General features: G+C 72.1%; 19 protein-coding genes, 1 pseudogene and 1 riboswitch. Of the genes and pseudogenes, 7 read left to right on the forward strand and 13 right to left on the reverse strand.

The features are described from left to right. A complete protein-coding gene (thiS, locus tag ACT4N7_RS00660; RefSeq protein ID WP_444826542.1) occupies positions 1–201 on the reverse strand; it encodes a sulfur carrier protein ThiS in 201 nt (66 codons plus the stop codon). Then, a complete protein-coding gene (thiO, locus tag ACT4N7_RS00665; RefSeq protein WP_444826543.1) occupies positions 198–1,316 on the reverse strand; it encodes a glycine oxidase ThiO in 1,119 nt (372 codons plus the stop codon). Before thiO ends, thiS begins: the two co-directional genes overlap by 4 nt. Then, a riboswitch (TPP riboswitch) is annotated at positions 1,310–1,419 on the reverse strand. Its footprint overlaps the gene before it by 7 nt. 20 nt (positions 1,420–1,439) lie before the next feature. Between thiO and thiE the strand changes: the two genes are divergently transcribed. Together thiE and ACT4N7_RS00675 are read left to right on the forward strand one after the other, a co-directional pair. After that, positions 1,440–2,087, forward strand: a complete 648-nt coding sequence (gene thiE / locus ACT4N7_RS00670) for a thiamine phosphate synthase (protein ID WP_444826544.1) — start codon at positions 1,440–1,442, stop codon at positions 2,085–2,087. A gap of 250 nt (positions 2,088–2,337) precedes the next feature. After that, positions 2,338–3,294 (forward strand): threonine ammonia-lyase, encoded by a 957-nt coding sequence (locus ACT4N7_RS00675; protein ID WP_444826545.1) that lies wholly within the window; start codon positions 2,338–2,340, stop codon positions 3,292–3,294. On the opposite strand, the gene ACT4N7_RS00680 is transcribed toward ACT4N7_RS00675, so the two are convergent. From ACT4N7_RS00680 to ACT4N7_RS00695, 4 genes and pseudogenes are all read right to left on the reverse strand, one after another. Further along, positions 3,284–3,502 (reverse strand): DUF2855 family protein, encoded by a 219-nt coding sequence (locus ACT4N7_RS00680; RefSeq protein WP_444826546.1) that lies wholly within the window; start codon positions 3,500–3,502, stop codon positions 3,284–3,286. The genes ACT4N7_RS00675 and ACT4N7_RS00680 overlap by 11 nt on opposite strands. A 103-nt stretch (positions 3,503–3,605) precedes the next feature. Beyond that, positions 3,606–3,734, reverse strand: a pseudogene (locus tag ACT4N7_RS00685) (DUF2855 family protein); the annotation flags it as partial. Between the two features lie 220 nt (positions 3,735–3,954). Further along, positions 3,955–5,460 (reverse strand): MFS transporter, encoded by a 1,506-nt coding sequence (locus tag ACT4N7_RS00690; protein WP_444826547.1) that lies wholly within the window; start codon positions 5,458–5,460, stop codon positions 3,955–3,957. Continuing rightward, entirely contained in the window at positions 5,460–6,212 is a 753-nt protein-coding gene (locus ACT4N7_RS00695) for a GntR family transcriptional regulator (protein WP_444826548.1), read from the reverse strand. Before ACT4N7_RS00695 ends, ACT4N7_RS00690 begins: the two co-directional genes overlap by 1 nt. Before the next feature lie 148 nt (positions 6,213–6,360). On the opposite strand from ACT4N7_RS00695, the gene ACT4N7_RS00700 reads away from it, so the two are divergent. After that, positions 6,361–7,404 carry an SIS domain-containing protein gene (locus ACT4N7_RS00700; RefSeq protein WP_444826549.1) on the forward strand — a complete coding sequence of 348 codons (1,044 nt, stop codon included), beginning with the start codon at positions 6,361–6,363 and terminating at the stop codon, positions 7,402–7,404. Between the two features lie 107 nt (positions 7,405–7,511). Further along, positions 7,512–8,420 (forward strand): N-acetylglucosamine kinase, encoded by a 909-nt coding sequence (locus ACT4N7_RS00705; protein ID WP_444826550.1) that lies wholly within the window; start codon positions 7,512–7,514, stop codon positions 8,418–8,420. 135 nt (positions 8,421–8,555) lie between these two features. On the opposite strand, the gene ACT4N7_RS00710 is transcribed toward ACT4N7_RS00705, so the two are convergent. The 6 genes from ACT4N7_RS00710 to ACT4N7_RS00735 all read right to left on the reverse strand — a co-directional run bounded on the left by ACT4N7_RS00710 (position 8,556) and on the right by ACT4N7_RS00735 (position 12,901). Continuing rightward, on the reverse strand, positions 8,556–8,942 hold the full coding sequence (locus ACT4N7_RS00710; protein WP_444826551.1) for a hypothetical protein: 387 nt from the start codon (positions 8,940–8,942) through the stop codon (positions 8,556–8,558). Between the two features lie 283 nt (positions 8,943–9,225). Further along, a complete protein-coding gene (locus ACT4N7_RS00715) occupies positions 9,226–9,990 on the reverse strand; it encodes a GntR family transcriptional regulator (protein ID WP_444826552.1) in 765 nt (254 codons plus the stop codon). A 391-nt stretch (positions 9,991–10,381) separates the two neighbouring features. Next, positions 10,382–10,846, reverse strand: coding sequence for an NUDIX hydrolase (locus tag ACT4N7_RS00720; RefSeq protein WP_444826553.1), 465 nt, complete (start codon positions 10,844–10,846; stop codon positions 10,382–10,384). A gap of 44 nt (positions 10,847–10,890) precedes the next feature. Then, positions 10,891–11,499: an AAA family ATPase gene (locus ACT4N7_RS00725; protein WP_444826554.1), complete on the reverse strand. Its 609-nt coding sequence runs from the start codon at positions 11,497–11,499 to the stop codon at positions 10,891–10,893. A gap of 10 nt (positions 11,500–11,509) precedes the next feature. Further along, a complete protein-coding gene (locus ACT4N7_RS00730) occupies positions 11,510–12,280 on the reverse strand; it encodes a hypothetical protein (protein ID WP_444826555.1) in 771 nt (256 codons plus the stop codon). A gap of 162 nt (positions 12,281–12,442) precedes the next feature. Then, positions 12,443–12,901 (reverse strand): hypothetical protein, encoded by a 459-nt coding sequence (locus ACT4N7_RS00735; RefSeq protein WP_444826556.1) that lies wholly within the window; start codon positions 12,899–12,901, stop codon positions 12,443–12,445. 158 nt (positions 12,902–13,059) lie between these two features. Here ACT4N7_RS00735 and ACT4N7_RS00740 point away from each other — a divergent pair, with 158 nt between their 5' ends. The 3 genes from ACT4N7_RS00740 to ACT4N7_RS00750 all read left to right on the forward strand — a co-directional run bounded on the left by ACT4N7_RS00740 (position 13,060) and on the right by ACT4N7_RS00750 (position 14,745). Further along, positions 13,060–13,662: a DUF5753 domain-containing protein gene (locus ACT4N7_RS00740; protein WP_444826557.1), complete on the forward strand. Its 603-nt coding sequence runs from the start codon at positions 13,060–13,062 to the stop codon at positions 13,660–13,662. After that, the gene (locus ACT4N7_RS00745) at positions 13,663–13,851 is read left to right on the forward strand and encodes a DUF397 domain-containing protein (protein ID WP_444826558.1); all 189 of its coding nucleotides are present in this window, start codon (positions 13,663–13,665) and stop codon (positions 13,849–13,851) included. A 132-nt stretch (positions 13,852–13,983) separates the two neighbouring features. Beyond that, positions 13,984–14,745, forward strand: a complete 762-nt coding sequence (locus ACT4N7_RS00750; protein WP_444826559.1) for an AAA family ATPase — start codon at positions 13,984–13,986, stop codon at positions 14,743–14,745. 32 nt (positions 14,746–14,777) lie between these two features. Here ACT4N7_RS00750 and ACT4N7_RS00755 read toward each other — a convergent pair whose 3' ends face one another. Then, entirely contained in the window at positions 14,778–15,425 is a 648-nt protein-coding gene (locus tag ACT4N7_RS00755) for a DUF3159 domain-containing protein (protein ID WP_444826560.1), read from the reverse strand. Between the last annotated feature and the right edge of the window lie 28 nt (positions 15,426–15,453).

The raw sequence follows: 15,453 nt of genomic DNA on the forward strand, positions 1-15,453 counted from the left end.
TCAGCCGCCCTGCACGGCGGTGAGCACTTCGAGCACGGCCCCGGCGGGCAGCACGGTCGACGCGTGCTCGGCGCGCGGCACCACGGCGCCGTCGAGCGCGACCGCGATCCCGACCGCGGGCAGGCGCAGCCCGGCGAGCACGTCGGCGACCGTCGCCCCCTCGGCGACCTGGCGCGGCGTGCCGTTGACTTCGATCCTCATCGCGTCCCTCCGGTGGCGAAGCGGGCCGGGTCGGCGGCCCGCACGGCGGCGGGCGGCTCCTCGTCCCGCAGGATGGCGAGCACCGCGTCGGCGGTGACCGGGGCGAGCAGCAGACCGTTGCGGTGGTGCCCGGTGGCGGCCAGCACGCCGGGTTCCAGCCAGCCGATGAGCGGGAGGTTGTCGCGGCTGCCCGCGCGCAGCCCGGCCGCGCACTCGACGAGCGCGTACTCGGCGATGCCCGGCAGCACCTGCCCGGCGTCGGCGAGCAGGTCGCGCACGCCGCCCGCGGTGACCTCGGCGTCGAACCCCGCCTCGTACTGGGTGGCGCCGAGCACCAGTTCGCCGCCGGTGCGCGGCACCAGGTAGACCGGCCGCGACTCGACGTGCGCGCGCACGGTCCGCGTGGGCACCGGGAGCGCGCCCGGGCGGGCCCGCAGCCGCAGGATCTCGCCCTTCACCGGACGCACCAGCGCCGCCAGCGCCGGGTGCAGACCGCCGCTCCACGCGCCAGCCGCGATCACCGCCACCGCACACTCCACTGTGGACTCATCGGTCAGCTCCACCGCACCGCCGCGCACCGACCGCGCGCGTTCGGCGACGAACTCGACCCCCGCCCGCTTCGCCGCCGAGTGCAGCGCGACCAGCAGGGAACGGTTGTCCACAGCCAAATCCCCGGGCACTGACAGTCCACTGCGGACTCGCGGGCCGATGCCGGGTTCCAGCGCGCGCAGCTCGCGGCCGGTGCGCCGCTCGACCGCGCGGCCCCGGTCGCGCAGGTATCCGGCGAGCACGTCGAGCGTCGCGGCGTCGGCGGCGTCGAGCGCGACGGCGAGGGTGCCCTCGGTCCGCAGACCGGGATCGCCGCCCGCCTGGCACAGCCGCGCGGCAAACGCGGGCCATCCGGCGAGCGAGGCGCTGCCGAGGGCGAGCACGTGCTCCTCGCCTGGCCAGGATTCGGTGACCGGGGCGAGCATCCCGCCCGCCACCCAGGACGCGCCGCGCCCGGGCGCCAGGTCGACCAGCACGACCGCGTGGCCCGCCTCGGCGAGCACCCAGGCAACCGACAGCCCGATGACGCCGCCGCCCACGACGGCGACCCGCCGGTTATTTCGCACACCCTCACGCTCCCTGCGCCGGCATGACCCGGATCAGGTTCGACGGTCGGAGCGATGTCAGCTCCCTCTCAGCCCGGTTCCCCGGACTCCCGTGCGACCAGCCTTCACCGTAGCGTCCGTGACATGCCAGGACTCGACGGGGACCAGATCCGCCGCAGGCTCAGCGACGCGCGCCTCTACCTGTGCACCGCGGCGCGGCCCGATCTCGCCGAGTTCGTCGGCGCCGCGCTCGCGGGCGGGGTCGACGTCGTGCAACTCCGCGACAAGACGCTCGAAGCCGGGCCCGAGCTGCGCGCGCTGGCCGTGCTCGCCGACGTGTGCGCCGCGCACGGTGCGCTGCTGTCGGTGAACGACCGCGCGGACGTGGCGCTCGCCGCCGGGGCCGACGTACTGCACCTCGGCCAGGACGACCTGCCGGTCCCGCTCGCCCGGCGCGTGGTCGGCGACGACATGGTGATCGGGCGGTCGACGCACGACCGCGCGCAGGCCGCCGCCGCGGCCGTCGAGCCGGGCGTGGACTACTTCTGCACCGGCCCTTGCTGGCCGACGCCGACCAAGCCGGGCCGCGTCGCGCCGGGTCTCGACCGCGTGCGCGACACGGCCGCGGCGCGCCCGGACCGGCCGTGGTTCGCCATCGGGGGCATCGACGGCGACCGGCTGCCCGAGGTGGTGGCCGCGGGCGCGAGCCGGGTCGTGGTGGTGCGCGCGATCACCACGGCGGACGACCCGAAGTCCGCGGCCGAGCGGCTCTCCGCAGCCCTGCGAGGCTGATCCCGCCGACGGGCGGGCGAGCCGCGCAGGGGGTCGGCCCGCCCGCCCGGACCTTCCCCGACGGGATGGGACGACCGTATTCCGGCCGGTTCCGGTCAGGAAAGGGCCGACTGGGCACAGGTTCGGTTACTCGCTCACGCACGCAGGGTGGCCGTCTGGTCCGTTGGAGTGGCGGCATTGCGGCCGATGGTGAGCACGGCGACACCCCGCAGTCCACTGTGGACAGGTCGGTCCGGTGCACACTGGAGGGGTGAACCTGGTCACCCTCGAAGACATCCAAGCCGCCGCCGACCTCATCAAGGGCACCGCCGTGCGCACGCCGCTGCTGCCGTGCCCCTGGACCGCGCCCGACCGTCCACTGTGGCTCAAACCGGAGAACCTGCAGCCGATCGGCGCGTTCAAGATCCGCGGCGCCTACCACGCCGTCGCCCGGCTCACCGACGAGCGGCGGGCGCGCGGCGTGGTCGCGTACTCCAGCGGCAACCACGCGCAGGCCGTGGCCTACGCGGCGAAGCTGTTCGACATCCCCGCGTGGATCGTGCTGCCCGAGGACACACCGCGGGTCAAGATCGAGGCGACCCGGGCGCACGGCGCCGAGGTGGTGCTGGTCGCGGTGGGTCAGCGCGAGGTGCGGGCGCACGAGATCACCGAGCAGCGCGGCGCCACGCTGATCCCGCCGTTCGACCACCCGGACGTCATCGCGGGCCAGGGCACCATCGGCCTGGAGATCATCGCCGACCTGCCCGACGTCGACCTCGTGCTGGCCCCGGTCAGCGGCGGCGGCCTGATCTCGGGCATCGCCGCGGCGGTGAAGGCACTGCGGCCCGCGACCCAGGTGTGGGCCGTGGAGCCGGAACTGGCGGCGGACACCGCGGCGAGTCTCGCGGCGGGCGAACTGGTGTCGTGGCCGGTCGCGGACCGCAACCGGACCATCGCCGACGGGCTGCGCAGCCAGCCGTCAGCGCTCACGTTCGCCCACCAGCGGGCCCTGGTCGACGGCATCGTGACGGTCAGCGAGGACGAGATCCGGCGCGCGGTGGCCGAGATCGCGCACCGCGCCAACCTCGTCGCCGAGCCCAGCGGCGCTGTCGCCACCGCGGGCTACCTCTACCGCGCCGACGAACTGCCGAAGGGCCGCACGGTCGCCGTGGTGTCCGGCGGCAACCTCGAACCGGCGACGCTGGCCGAGTTGCTGGCTACACGCTGAGCACGTGGCCGTGCGCGGGCGGGCAGCGGCCGTCGAGCACCTCGCGGTAGGCCGCCTCGACCTCGCTCGGGCCCTGGGCGCGCACCACGTCCACCCAGGGCCGGGCGCGGTCGAGGTAGGACTGCCAGGCCGCCTCCTGGCGGCGGCCGAGTTCGGCGCGCCCCAGCTCGCGGGTGAGCAGGCGCAGTTGGTCGACCGTGGAGAACACCTCCTCGCCCGGGTCCGCGACGAGCGCGTCGCCCGGCGTGCGGCGGGTCTTCGGCGGGCAACCGGTCGTAGTGCTGGTAGGCGGGCGGCAAGTGGCCCCGGTGCGGCGACGCGTCCCGCAGCGACGTCGGCGTCACCCGGTCCGGCGTGAGCAGGCAGTGGGTGCCGATCGGCAGCAGCCCGAACACCCGGGACCCGCGCGGCACGTCCGGCGCGGCGCTCTCCAGCACCACCCCGGTGCCCCACGCGGGCAGGCAGCCCAACCCGGGCGGGTCGGGAAGAAGTCCCAGTAGCGGTATCGCTCGCCGAGCAGCCCGTAGGTCACCGTGTTCGCGGTGAACGCGACCGCCTCGACTCTGACCAACACCGCTCCGTCCGGCACGGTGTCCGGCAGGGCCGCGTCCGCCCAGGACACCTCGGCGAGGTCGTCGCGGCTGGTCAGCAGGGTGCGCGTCACTGGCCCGACCGGGCGGGCACGACGTGCGTTGGCGGCCCCTCCACTCCGCAGTGCAGGCAGTCGCCGGGGTGGGGGACCTCGGCGGGCTCGGTCTCCGGGTCCGCCGAGAGCACGTTGCCGTGCACCCCGATGGCCACCAGTCCGCCGAGCGCGGCCAGGACGGCGCACACCACCAGCGCCGTCCGCCAGCTCGACGTCAGCGCGGTCGGGTCGGCATACGCGGCACCGGTCAGTCCGGCGACCGCGGGCAGCACCGCCACCGCGAGCAGGCTGCCGGTGCGGGCGATGGCGTTGTTCACCCCGGACGCGACGCCCGCGTACCGGTCGGGCGCGGCGGCCAGCACGGTCGCGGTGACCGGCGCGACCACGACAGCCAGCCCCAGGCCGAACACCAGCACGGCGGGCAGCACGGCACCCACGTACGACGCGCCGGGCGCCACCCTGGTCAGCAGCAGGATGCCCACCGCGAGCAGCAGCGGCCCGCCGACGAGGAACCAGCGCGGCCCGTAGCGCGCGGCCAGCGCGCCGAAGCGGGACGACAGCAGCAGCATCACCACGGTGATCGGCAGGCCCGAGACGCCCGCGGCCGTGGGCGGGTAGCCCAGCGAAATCTGTAGTTGCAGGCCCATCAGCATCATCACGCCGCCGAGCGCGGCGTAAACCACGAACGTGAGCCCGTTGGCGATGACGAACGTCCGATTGCCGAACAGCGCGGGCGGCACCAGCGGGTCGCGCAGGCGCCGCTGGAGCACGACGAACACGGTCAGCGCCACCGCGCCCGCGATGCCGCAGCCCAGCACCAGCCAGTCGGCGCCGCGGACCGGGGCCTCCACCAGCGCGGCGGTGACCCCGGCGAGGCCCAGCGCGCCGAGTACCGAGCCGAGCACGTCCGGGCGTCCGGCGGCCTGCTCGTCGCGGGTCTCGGGCACGTACTTGCGGGCCAGCCACACGCACACCACCGCGAGCGGGACGTTGATCAGGAACGCCAGCCGCCACGACCAGACCTGCACCAGCAGGCCGCCGACCAGCGGACCAGCCGCCGCCGCGATGCCGCCCAGGCCCGACCACGCGCCGATCGCGCGGGCCCGGTCCTCCCGGTGGAACACCGACTGCAGGATCGCGAGCGACCCCGGGGTGAGCAGCGCGCCGCCGACCCCCTGCAACACGCGGGAGGCGACCAGCATCTCGGTGCTCTGCGCGAGCCCGCACAGCGCCGACGCGGCGCCGAACCAGACGACGCCGACCAGGAACACGCGCCGCCTGCCGTAGCGGTCGCCGAGCGAGCCCGCGATGAGGATCAGCGCGGCGAGCGCGAGCAGATAGCCGTCGAGAATCCACTGTAGACCGGCGACCGAGGCACCGAGTTCCTCGCCGAGGCGCGGCAGGGCGACGTTGACGATGGTGCCGTCGAGCATCGCCATCCCGGAGCCCAGGATCGTGGTGGCCAGCACCCCGCGCGCGGACCGGCTGCCCCAGCGGACGTCGCTCTCGATGGTCGCCACTACGGGCGGTTGAGCGTGGCGACGAACTTGTACCGGTCGCCCCGGTAGACCGACCGCACCCACTCCACCGGCCGCTCGTCGGTGTCGAACGAGTGCCGGGAGAGCAGCAGCATCGGCATGCCGACGTCCGCGCCGAGCAGTTCGGCCTCGTGCGGGCCTGCGAGCGCGGTCTCGATGGTCTCCTCGGCGTGGCCCATCTGCACGTCGAACCGCTCGCGCAGGATCTGATAGAGCGAGCCGCCGCCGCTGACGTGGCGGCGCAGGCCGCGGAACCGGCCGAGCGGCAGGTGGGTGGTCTCCATGGCCATCGGCTCGCCGTCGGCCAGCCGCAGCCGGTGCAGGCGCAGCACCTTGGCGCCCGCGCGGATGCCGAGCAGCCGGGCCAGCTCGGCCTCGGCCGGGATCTCGGTGACCTCCAGCAGCTTCGAGGACGGCTCGCGGCCCTGGGCGCGCATGTCCTCGGTGTAGGAGGAGAGCTGTAGCCGCTGGGCGACCTTGGGCTCGGCGGCGAAGGTGCCCTTGCCCTGCACGCGCAGCAGGCGGCCCTCGACGGTCAGTTCGGCGAGCGCCTGCCGGACAGTGGTGCGGGAGACGTCGAACTCGGTGGCCAGCGACCGCTCGGTGGGAATGGGCGAGCCGGGCGGCATCGAGCCGAGCAGGTCGAGCAGGTGTCTCTTGAGGCCCCAGTACTTCGGTTCCCGCTGCACACGCGCCACCGTGTCCGGCCCATCGGCCGTGGACATCTCCAGCATGGGTCCTCCTGAATCGCGCACCGCGTACAGAATGCCCTGCCGAGGGTCCTCCCCGCGATCACACCCGCCGGTTTTGCCCCCCGCGATCGGGTGGACACGGCCCGCGTCCGCTACGATTGGTCTAGACCTTATTGGTGAGGAGTCCGCGATGCCGAACCAGCCGACCGGCGACCTGATGCGCGCCGAGATCGCCGAACAGCCCGCGGTGCTGGCGGCCGCCGTGGCCCGGCGGGCCGACCTCGCCGACGTGGCCGCCCGGATCACGGCCCGCGCGCCCCGGTTCGCCCTGTTCGCCGCGCGCGGGTCCAGCGACCACGCCGCGCTCTACGCCAAGTACCTCACCGAGGTGCTGCTCGAACTGCCCGCGGGCCTGGCCTCGCCGTCCACCACGACGCTCTACGGCGCCCGCCCCGACCTGACCGACGTGCTGTACGTGACGGTCAGCCAGAGCGGCGGCTCCCCCGACCTGGTCGAGGCCACCCGCGCCGCCCGCGACCGCGGCGCGCTGACCGTCGCGGTGACGAACACGCCCGACTCGGCGCTGGTCGAGGCCGCCGAGCTGGCCGTCGACATCGGCGCGGGCCCGGAACTGGCGGTCGCGGCCACCAAGTCCTACACCGCGACCCTGCTGGCGCTGTACCTGCTGGTCGACACCGTGCGCGGCGGCACCGGCGCGGCCGTCGCCGACCTCGGTGAGCTGGCCGAGCGGACGATGACGAAGTCGGCGGACGCCGTGGACGAGGCCGTCGCGCGGCTGCGGTTCGTCGACCGGATGGTCACCACCGGCCGCGGCTACTCCTCGGCCACCGCCGCCGAGGCCGCGCTCAAGCTCGCCGAGACCAGCTACCTGTCGGCCCGCGCGTACAGCGGCGCGGACCTGCTGCACGGCCCGGTCGCCGCTGTCGACGCGAAGACGGCGGTGCTCGCGCTGGCCAGCGCGGGGCACGGCGGCGCGGCCATGCGCGAGGTGCTGGCGGTGGTGGAGCGCAGCGGCGCGGACATCGTCGCGGTGGGCTCGGCGGCCGGGTCCGTGCCCGCCACGCTGCGGATCGAGGTGCCGCCGACCGCGGAGGAGGTGGCCCCGATCCTGGAGGTGCTGCCGGTCCAGCGGCTCGTCCTGGGCCTGTCGCTGGCCCGCGGCGGCGACCCGGACCAACCGCGCGGCCTGCGCAAGATCACCCGCACCCGGTAGCCGACCTAGACTCGGCCGGACAGGGGAAGCCCGCTCCGTCGAGGGGGTGGACGGAGCGGGCGTCGCCATGTTACGCCAAACGGAGCAGTGCGCGCGAGGAGGACTTCGTGGACGGGGTGGCGGTCGGGATCGACGTGGGCGGCACCTCCACCCGGGCCCTCGCGGTGGACGCGGCCGGGGCGGTCCTGGGCCGCGGCGCGGCGGGCGGCGCGAACCCGAACTCGCACCCGCCCCAGGTCGCGGCGGCGCGGGTGGCCGAGGCCGTGGCCGCCGCACTCGGCCCGCGGCACGCGCTGGCGTGCGTGCTGGGGATGGCGGGCGCGTCCAAGCTCAGCGACCCGGCGGTGGCGTCGGTGTTCCACGCGGCGCTCGCGGACGCGGGCGTGCGGGTCGCGCCGCGGGTGGTGACCGACGCCGAAGTCGCGTTCGTCTCCGGGACCGCCGAGCCGGACGGCACGGTGCTCATCGCGGGCACCGGGTCCATCGCCATGCGGATCACCGGCAGGCGGCGCGGGACCACCGTCGGCGGCTTCGGCTGGCTACTCGGCGACGAGGGCTCCGCGTACTGGATCGGCCGTGAGGCGGTCCGCGCGACCCTGCGCACCCTCCAGTCCGGCGAACCGCACGGACCGCTCGCGGCGGCGGTGCTGGCGACCGCGCTGGACGGCACGGACAACGCGTTCGCCCGGCTGATCACCGCGGTCAACGGCGCCGCCCCGATCGAACTGGCCCGCTTCGCGCCGCTGGTCAGCGCACACACGACCGACCCGGTGGCGGCCGACATCGTGACGCGGGCGGCGCGGGCGCTGGCCGACCAGGCGGTGGCGGCCCGGTCCCCCGGTCCGATCGTGCTGGCGGGCACCGTGGCCGGACCGGACAACCCGGTCGGCGTCGCGCTGCGGGAGATCCTGGCGCCGGAGCACACCGTGGAGACCGCCAAGGACGGTGCCGCGGGCGCGGCCTGGCTGGCCGCCCTCGACGCCTTCGGCCCGACCGCGGTGCGACCGCGACCGTAGTGTCCTGAGTCGGTGAACATGTGCACGCAGGCTGGACCGAACTGATCGTCACACCCGAGCGAGGGGGTTCGGGGTACGAGTTCAGCGAGGTCAACCTGCTGCTTCCCCAGTAAGGCGGTCGATTGGCGGACCGCCCTACCCCGCCTTGCGCAGGTCCCCGCCCCGCCCCGCCTCCGCCTGACGGCCACGTGCATGCGACTCCGCAATGATCTCGGCCACGATCGCGCGCCCGGCCACGTCGAGATCCGGGCGCCGCTCCCACAGCGGAACCCACTCCCCAGGATCCTCACCCCGCTCATAGGCCGCGCACCGCCGACAGCAGTTCGTCATCTCCTCCGTCCACACCGCCACCACATGACGCTTGACGCGATCACCGGCCAACTCCTGCGCCCGCAAGACCAACCGCCACTGGTAGAAGTCAGCCCACTGCTCATAGGCCGCCGCCCGATCAGCCGGACTCAACGCGTCCCTGACACAGAAGACCCACCCATGAAAGTTGCCCTCCACCCAGTCGGCCGACACGACCCGCAGACACCGCGCAATGTGCGGCCATCGGTTCAAGACCTCGCGACCGTCTATCGCACTCTGTGCATCCACCTGCACACACTCCTCAACTGAAGGGGGTTGTAACCGGCGCCCGGTGCGGAAGTCGAGTCACTGCACCGGGCGCCCGCGCTCATTCGCGGTGCTTCCAACCGTTCCACCAGGCCAGTTATGTAGTTGAGTACTAATGTACATAAGTTGCTGGCGGAAGAGAAGACCCCACCTTCGTGGGGCCAGTTTCAACAGGTCATCGACCTACGAATCACTCTCTCGGAGCATCGAACTCGTAGACATACCGGTGGCGGTCACCAGCGGCCACGCTGTCGAAGTACTCGACCACGCGGTCTTCCTGGTTGAAGGCCAATCGAACCAACAACACCACGGGCGCAGCCAATGGCAGGTGCAGCGCGACAGCCTCCTCTGGCGTGGCGGAACGGACTGCCAACTCTTCCCGGAAGCGAGTCACAGTGTGTCCGTGCTGGTCAAGCAGGCCGTAAAGGCCACCGGGAGCGGTATCCCCCCGCAGGAAGCCGATGTCCTCCGCCACGTCGAGGGGTACGTAGCTGTCCGCCAGTTGCGTCGGCTCGCCGTCGATCAGCATCAGGCGGCGCTTGACAGCCGCTTCCGCCTGTCCCAGCGCGAGCGCCACCGCCGGGGGGCTTGGGACAGCCTCCAGGCCGAGATCCTGCTGCGACCAGGTCAATCCAAGCCGTTCCGCTTCAGCGGCCAGCGCACCCTTGCCCGCTGCTCTCGCTGCCCGCGAGAAGCGGCTGTTACCCAGCCGGACTACCGGGGGTGCGTTCCGCACGAAGACCCCTCGACCCCTTCGGGCTTCGGTCAGACCCTCTTGCTGGAGCACCGCCAGCGCGCGCCGGACGGTCAGTCGACTGAAGTCGAACTCCCCGAGCAGGTCTGTCTCGCTGGGTAGCTGTGCGCCGGACACGTAGACACCTTCTACGATTCGGCGTCGGAGTTCATCTGCGATCTGGTGATACACCGGACGGTCGCTCCGTGGATCAACGAGCATACTGCCCACCTCCTATTCTCAAGTACACAAGTCTACTGCTCCGCTCGCTAGGACGCCGACGGCGGTCATCGGTTGCCCGGCGGAGCGAGAGTCGGTCGACTGGGTGCCCCGACTGGAGAACGGCGAGCGGAACATTCTCCTCGGAGCGATCGCCGCCGTCCCCGTCGATCATCAGTACGTGGGGATCGTCGAGTCGCCGGATCCGGTCGGCGAGCCCGCGCACCTGGGTCGCTGAGCACGAACTCGACGGCCCGCTGATGTTTGAGAGGGCGAGGATTGGCGTGAGCGTTGCTTCCGCGCATCGCCGCGGCCGACGACGGCGGCGCTCAGTTGTTCCGGGTGCTGGCTGGGGCCGGTCTCGCCTGAAGTGGCCGTGGTGCGGCGCTTGGGTTCAGCGCCCGACCAAGGCTGGGACGGCCGGGTGCGGCCAGCCCTGCAGGCCGAAGGGCTCGCCGCGACCGAAGAGCTCGATCCCGGCGTGGGTGTAGGGCACGGTGTTGGCCGGGGGCTGGCCGAGGGGGAACCACCGGATCTGCGAGCACTTGTTCGGCTCGGCGTTGCGGGGCTCTCCGCGCCATTGGCGGGCGTGGAAGAAGAAACCCACGCGGGCATGCCCCTCGGGGTTGAGGTAGTGCACGGACGTGACCATGTCCAGGTCGGCGCGGTCCAGCTCGACGTCGATCTCTTCGCGGGCTTCGCGGATGACGGCGGCGACCATGTCCTCGCCCTCTTCGAGCTTGCCCGAGGGGAGGTTCCAGTCGCCGTCGGCGTAGCCGGTGTCGAAGCGCTGGGCGAGCAGGACATGCTCGTCGCGGACCAGGAGGAGCAGGACGTCAACATAGCTGGTGTACGGCACGTCGTGGTCATCCTGTGCTGGTCGGCGGCGTGGAAGGCCACAGGTTATCCGGCGAGGACCAAGCCCGCCTCCGCGACCCGCCGGGTGATCCAGTCGACGCGCTCGTCGGTCTCGAGTCCCGCGGGGACGTCGAGTACGGGCACGCCAAGCCGGTCGTAGAGCTCGCGCAGCGTGGTGGCGGCCTTGTCCTGCAGGCCGGAGACCTTGGCGCGGAAGCCGTCGGTGGGCTGGTCGTAGTGATCGTGGGTGAAAAACACGACGTCGTAGGTGGGCGCCCAGGCTCGGCAGAAGTGCTCCATCGCGTCGAGCACCGCGGCATCGAGGCTGCCGGGTGCGACGTCGAGCAGCATCCGGGCGTAGGCGAGCACGTTGACGATCGTCTTGTCGGCGATGAGGAGCTGGTGGTGGCGCGCGGTGCGCAGGTAGAACTGCAGGTGGGCGGCGAACACGTCGACCTCGGCGGCAAGATCGAAGGTGCCGCGGCCGTGGATGACGATCTCCTCCATGAACGGGCTGGTCCGAGCCGGTTCGCCCATCGCGGCGACGTTGACGCCCTGACGCCGGTAGTGGGCGGTCAGGGCGTGGATGAGGGTGGTCTTGCCGGAGGCGTGCGTGCCGTCGATGGCGATGGTCAGGCAGTCGCGGATCGTCACGGAGTCCCTTTCACAGCAGGTCGGTGAAGGTCGGATGGGCGAGCCAGGCGAAGGAGTCGTCGAGTTGGTCGGCCAGCAGCCGGTTGACGTTGAGGGTGCCGCTCCAGCCGGCGTGGCCGGTGGCGCGGAAGGCAACCAGGGCGGTGGACAGGCTGTGGCGCAGGTTGAGCACGCTGACGCGCTCGCGGGCTTCGACCGAGCCCTGGTCGAGGTAGGCGCGGTGCAGCGCCGTCATGGACTTCGTGCGCAGCTCGGGCTGGGTGACGTCGAGCCGCAGCTCCGTGCAGACGTCAACCAGGCGGCGGGACTTGCAGGCCAGCACGTGGTCGGTGTCGTAGCGGGTGTCGATGACGCGACGCTCGGCCAGGTCGCCGTCACGGCGGTTCAGCCAGGTCTCGCGGGCGGTGGCGACGTCCTCCAGGGGCTCGGCGCTCGCGTTGGCCAGGACGCCGAGGTCGCTGGTGAACTGGTGGCCGGTGACGTGGTCGGCGGCGGTGAAAGCGGTGCTCACCGCCTTGTTGGCCGCGGCCAGCAGCGCGGGGATCTCGTCGGGGTTCTCGATGTAGACGCTGGTGTAGGAGAAGGGCAGCTCGGTCAGGTCGACGGAGTCGCCGCTGCGGGGGAGCACGGCGTAGACCACGGAGTAGCAGAACGGCTTGTTGCCGTTCTTGATCCGGTAGTTCTTGGTCCACTCGACGTCGATGGATGCCCAGAGCGTCGTCCCGGCGGTGCGGCGGGGTGCCCGGCCGTTCTTGCCGGGGATGTTCGTGGTGATGATCATGTCCGCTCCTTCGGGATGTCGGGGTGGGGGGGGGGGGGCCCGGGGGGGGGGGGGCCCCGCCGGGGGGGGGGGGGTGGGTGGGGGGTTCGCTGCCGGCCCGGGCGGGGGGGTGGGGGGGGGGGGGGCCGGGTCCTGGGGGGGGCCGCCCCACCACCGGGTGGGTCAGGGGGCGAGCGCGTCGGTCGGCTTCTCGACGAGACGGTCGAGCTGGTCGAGGTGGTCCCAGGCCGCGTCGGCGACGAGTTCGTCCAGGTCGACCGGGCTGGTCCAGTCGTATCGGCCGGTGGCGCGGGCCGCGACGAGGGCGATCGCCAGCGTGCGGACGATGGCCTGTCGCACGGTCACCGCCAGCGAGGGGCCTTCAGGAGAGGCGAGCGTGGCGGCCTTGAGTGCGGCGTGCTCGCACACCGCGGCCAGGTCGGTCACCGCCAGTTCGCCGATGTCGTGCGCGGTGTCGATCACCTTGGCGGTCCCGCGTTCCCTGGCCTGGCGTGCGGTCCACTGCTGGCGGATGCTGTCCACTCCGGGGAGCCGACGGTCGACGCCGAACGCCATGAGCGCGGTGAGATCGGCGGCGATGTCGTGGCCGGCGAGGACCTTGGCGTGGCGTCGGCTGGCCACGAGGATCTCGTCGAACCGTTCGGGCAGGGTGGTGGGGCTGTCGTCCGGTTCGCGTGTCCCGACTGGAGAACGGCCAGCGGAACATCTCTCCCGACGAGGTAGCCGGCCTGCTCGGGCGCTACGGAGTGACCGGCCCGAAGCGGGACCAACTGCTCACGATGGCCCGCACGCTGCACGATCCCGGCTGGTGGGAGTTGAACCAGCCGGGCATGACGCAGGAGTCGGCGACGTTGGTCGACTACGAGGATCGTGCGGCGCGGATCACCGACTGGTCGCCGCTGCTGGTTCCCGGCCTGCTCCAGACCTTGGACTACGCGCGGTCGTTCATGCTCGACGACGGGATCTCGCCGGACGAGGTCGAGTCGCGGCTGACCGCCCGGCTACGGCGCAAACACCGGTTGACCAGGGGTGACGTGGAGTATGTCGCCTTGCTCGGCGAATCCGCACTGATCGGCAACGATGTTATCCATAGTGATCAACTCTCCGCGCTGGCGGATGCCGCCAACCAGCCGAACATCACGATTCGCATCGTCCCGACGCACAACATGCCGCGTCTCGGCCGCGTTGAAGCGTTCATGGTTCTGGACGTTCCGCCAGCAACCGTGGTGCACGTCGAGATGGCTCGCTCGGGCGCGTTTCTCGATGACGATGCGTACGTGGCGCCCTACCTCCGCAGGCTGACCCGGCTCAGCGAGGTGGCATTGAGTGAGACACTGTCCATGCGTCGTATTCTCGACAACCGAGACCGGATGGAGGTGTAAATGATGGATCTAGCAGCGCCCCGGTGGCGCAAGTCGTCTCGGTCGCAGTCGGTGTCCAACTGTGTGGAGGTCGCCCCGATCGACACTGGCGCGGTGCGGGACAGCAAGCTCGGCCCTACCGGGCCGGTCTTGCGTGTCGACCTACCCACGATGCTGGCCGCGATCAAGGACGGTCGCCTGCACCACTGACTGGCCAGAGCCGAGCCCCTCGGACAGGGCGTGCCTGCCCGAGGGGCTCGTTGCATCCCGGCGACTATGCGGCGTCTCGCCTTGTCCACTGTTGAACGGAGCGACGATGGGTACCGAGCATTGGCTCATCTGGTGACTCGCGCCATCGCGAGGGGCGGGTTCATCAAGCAGATCCGGTTGGACAAGGACGCCGACACCGGCCGGTACCCGTTCACCCTGCCCGTGGTGCGCCACCTGGCTGTGGCGGACGGACTGGACTTGGACCCGGGAGTGACGTTCCTGGTCGGTGACAACGGCACCGGCAAATCGACGTTGATGGAGGCGCTGGCAGTGGCGGCCGGGTTCAACGCCGAAGGCGGCTCGCAGTCGTTCCGATTCGCCACCCGCGCCACCGAATCATCGCTGGGGGAGCACCTCATCGTGCGGTGGAACGGCAAGCCGCGAACCGGGTACTTCCTTCGTGCCGAGTCCTTCTACAACGTAGCCACCGAGATCGAACGGCTGGAGCGGGCAGACCCCGGTCTCCTGCAGGCATACGGCGGACGCTCCCTGCACGAACGCTCCCACGGAGAGTCCTTTTTGGAACTGGCGATCCACAGGTTCGGCCCGGACGGGCTGTATCTACTGGACGAGCCGGAGGCGGCCCTGTCGGTGCGTGGATGCCTGGCTTTGTTGGCACGAATTGGTGACTTGGTCGAGCAGCGGTCACAGTTCGTTGTCGCCACCCACTCGCCGATCCTGCTTGCCGCCCCTGGCGCCCGCATTCTAGAGATCGACAGCGACGGTGCGATCGACAAGGTTGACTTCGACGAGGCCGAGCCCGTTGTGCTGACGCGCGGGTTTCTTGCCGATCCTTCTCGATTCCTGCGACACCTATTCGGCGACGAGCATTAGCCGAGTACCGGGTTGGTCGCGATCGTGTTCAGTCAACATGCGGGTTCCGGTACGCGCGGGTGGCGCACACCCGGGTGGCCCGGCGGCAGCGTCCGGCGCAGCACGACCGCGCTCGCCGCCAGCACGACAGCTACCAGCGGCCAGGACAGCGCGATCCGCGCCGCCGTCAGCGCCACGACGTTGCCCCACCACCACAGCAGGCCGAACGCCGCCGTCCGCAGCGTGTACTGGCCGAACACCCACACCCAACTCGCCCTGCCGTACGCGCGCACCAGGTCGGGGTCGCGGCGCCAGCGGGCCTTCTGGCCGAGTACCAGGCCGACGACCACGCCGAGCAGTGGCCACCGGAGCAGGATGCTCAGCGCCCACGCCAGCGCACTGGCCACATTGGACAGGAGTTGCACCAGGAAGAAGTCCGCCGCGCGGCCGGTGTAGAGCGCGATGAGCACCCCGGCGACAACTGCCGCGAGGCTGCCGACCACCGCGGTGATCTTGCCGCCGTGGCTCAGCCGCCAGCCGCCGATGGCCGCGGCGGCGGTGACGGCGACCGCGGCGCCCCAGCCGAGCGTCTGCCCGGAGACCGCCCAGCCGAGCGCGAACGCCACCGGCGGCACGGTCGCGTCGAGCGCGCCGCGCCGCCCGCCGAGCAGGTCGGTGAGGGAGTCGGTCGGCGCGGTCACCCTCACAGCCTGCCGCAACCAGGCCGGG

It is taken from the genome of Actinokineospora sp., from assembly GCF_052390155.1.
In the GTDB taxonomy this organism is placed as follows: domain Bacteria; phylum Actinomycetota; class Actinomycetes; order Mycobacteriales; family Pseudonocardiaceae; genus Actinokineospora.

Bases quoted from the DNA above. Each gene is read 5' to 3' on its own strand.
- thiS (WP_444826542.1), bottom strand. From the start codon at position 201: ATGAGGATCGAAGTCAACGGCACGCCGCGCCAGGTCGCCGAGGGGGCG.
- thiE (WP_444826544.1), top strand. From the start codon at position 1,440: ATGCCAGGACTCGACGGGGACCAGATCCGCCGCAGGCTCAGCGACGCG.
- ACT4N7_RS00695 (WP_444826548.1), bottom strand. From the start codon at position 6,212: ATGCTGGAGATGTCCACGGCCGATGGGCCGGACACGGTGGCGCGTGTG.
- ACT4N7_RS00700 (WP_444826549.1), top strand. From the start codon at position 6,361: ATGCCGAACCAGCCGACCGGCGACCTGATGCGCGCCGAGATCGCCGAA.
- ACT4N7_RS00715 (WP_444826552.1), bottom strand. From the start codon at position 9,990: ATGCTCGTTGATCCACGGAGCGACCGTCCGGTGTATCACCAGATCGCA.
- ACT4N7_RS00730 (WP_444826555.1), bottom strand. From the start codon at position 12,280: ATGATCATCACCACGAACATCCCCGGCAAGAACGGCCGGGCACCCCGC.
- ACT4N7_RS00740 (WP_444826557.1), top strand. From the start codon at position 13,060: ATGGCCCGCACGCTGCACGATCCCGGCTGGTGGGAGTTGAACCAGCCG.
- ACT4N7_RS00745 (WP_444826558.1), top strand. From the start codon at position 13,663: ATGATGGATCTAGCAGCGCCCCGGTGGCGCAAGTCGTCTCGGTCGCAG.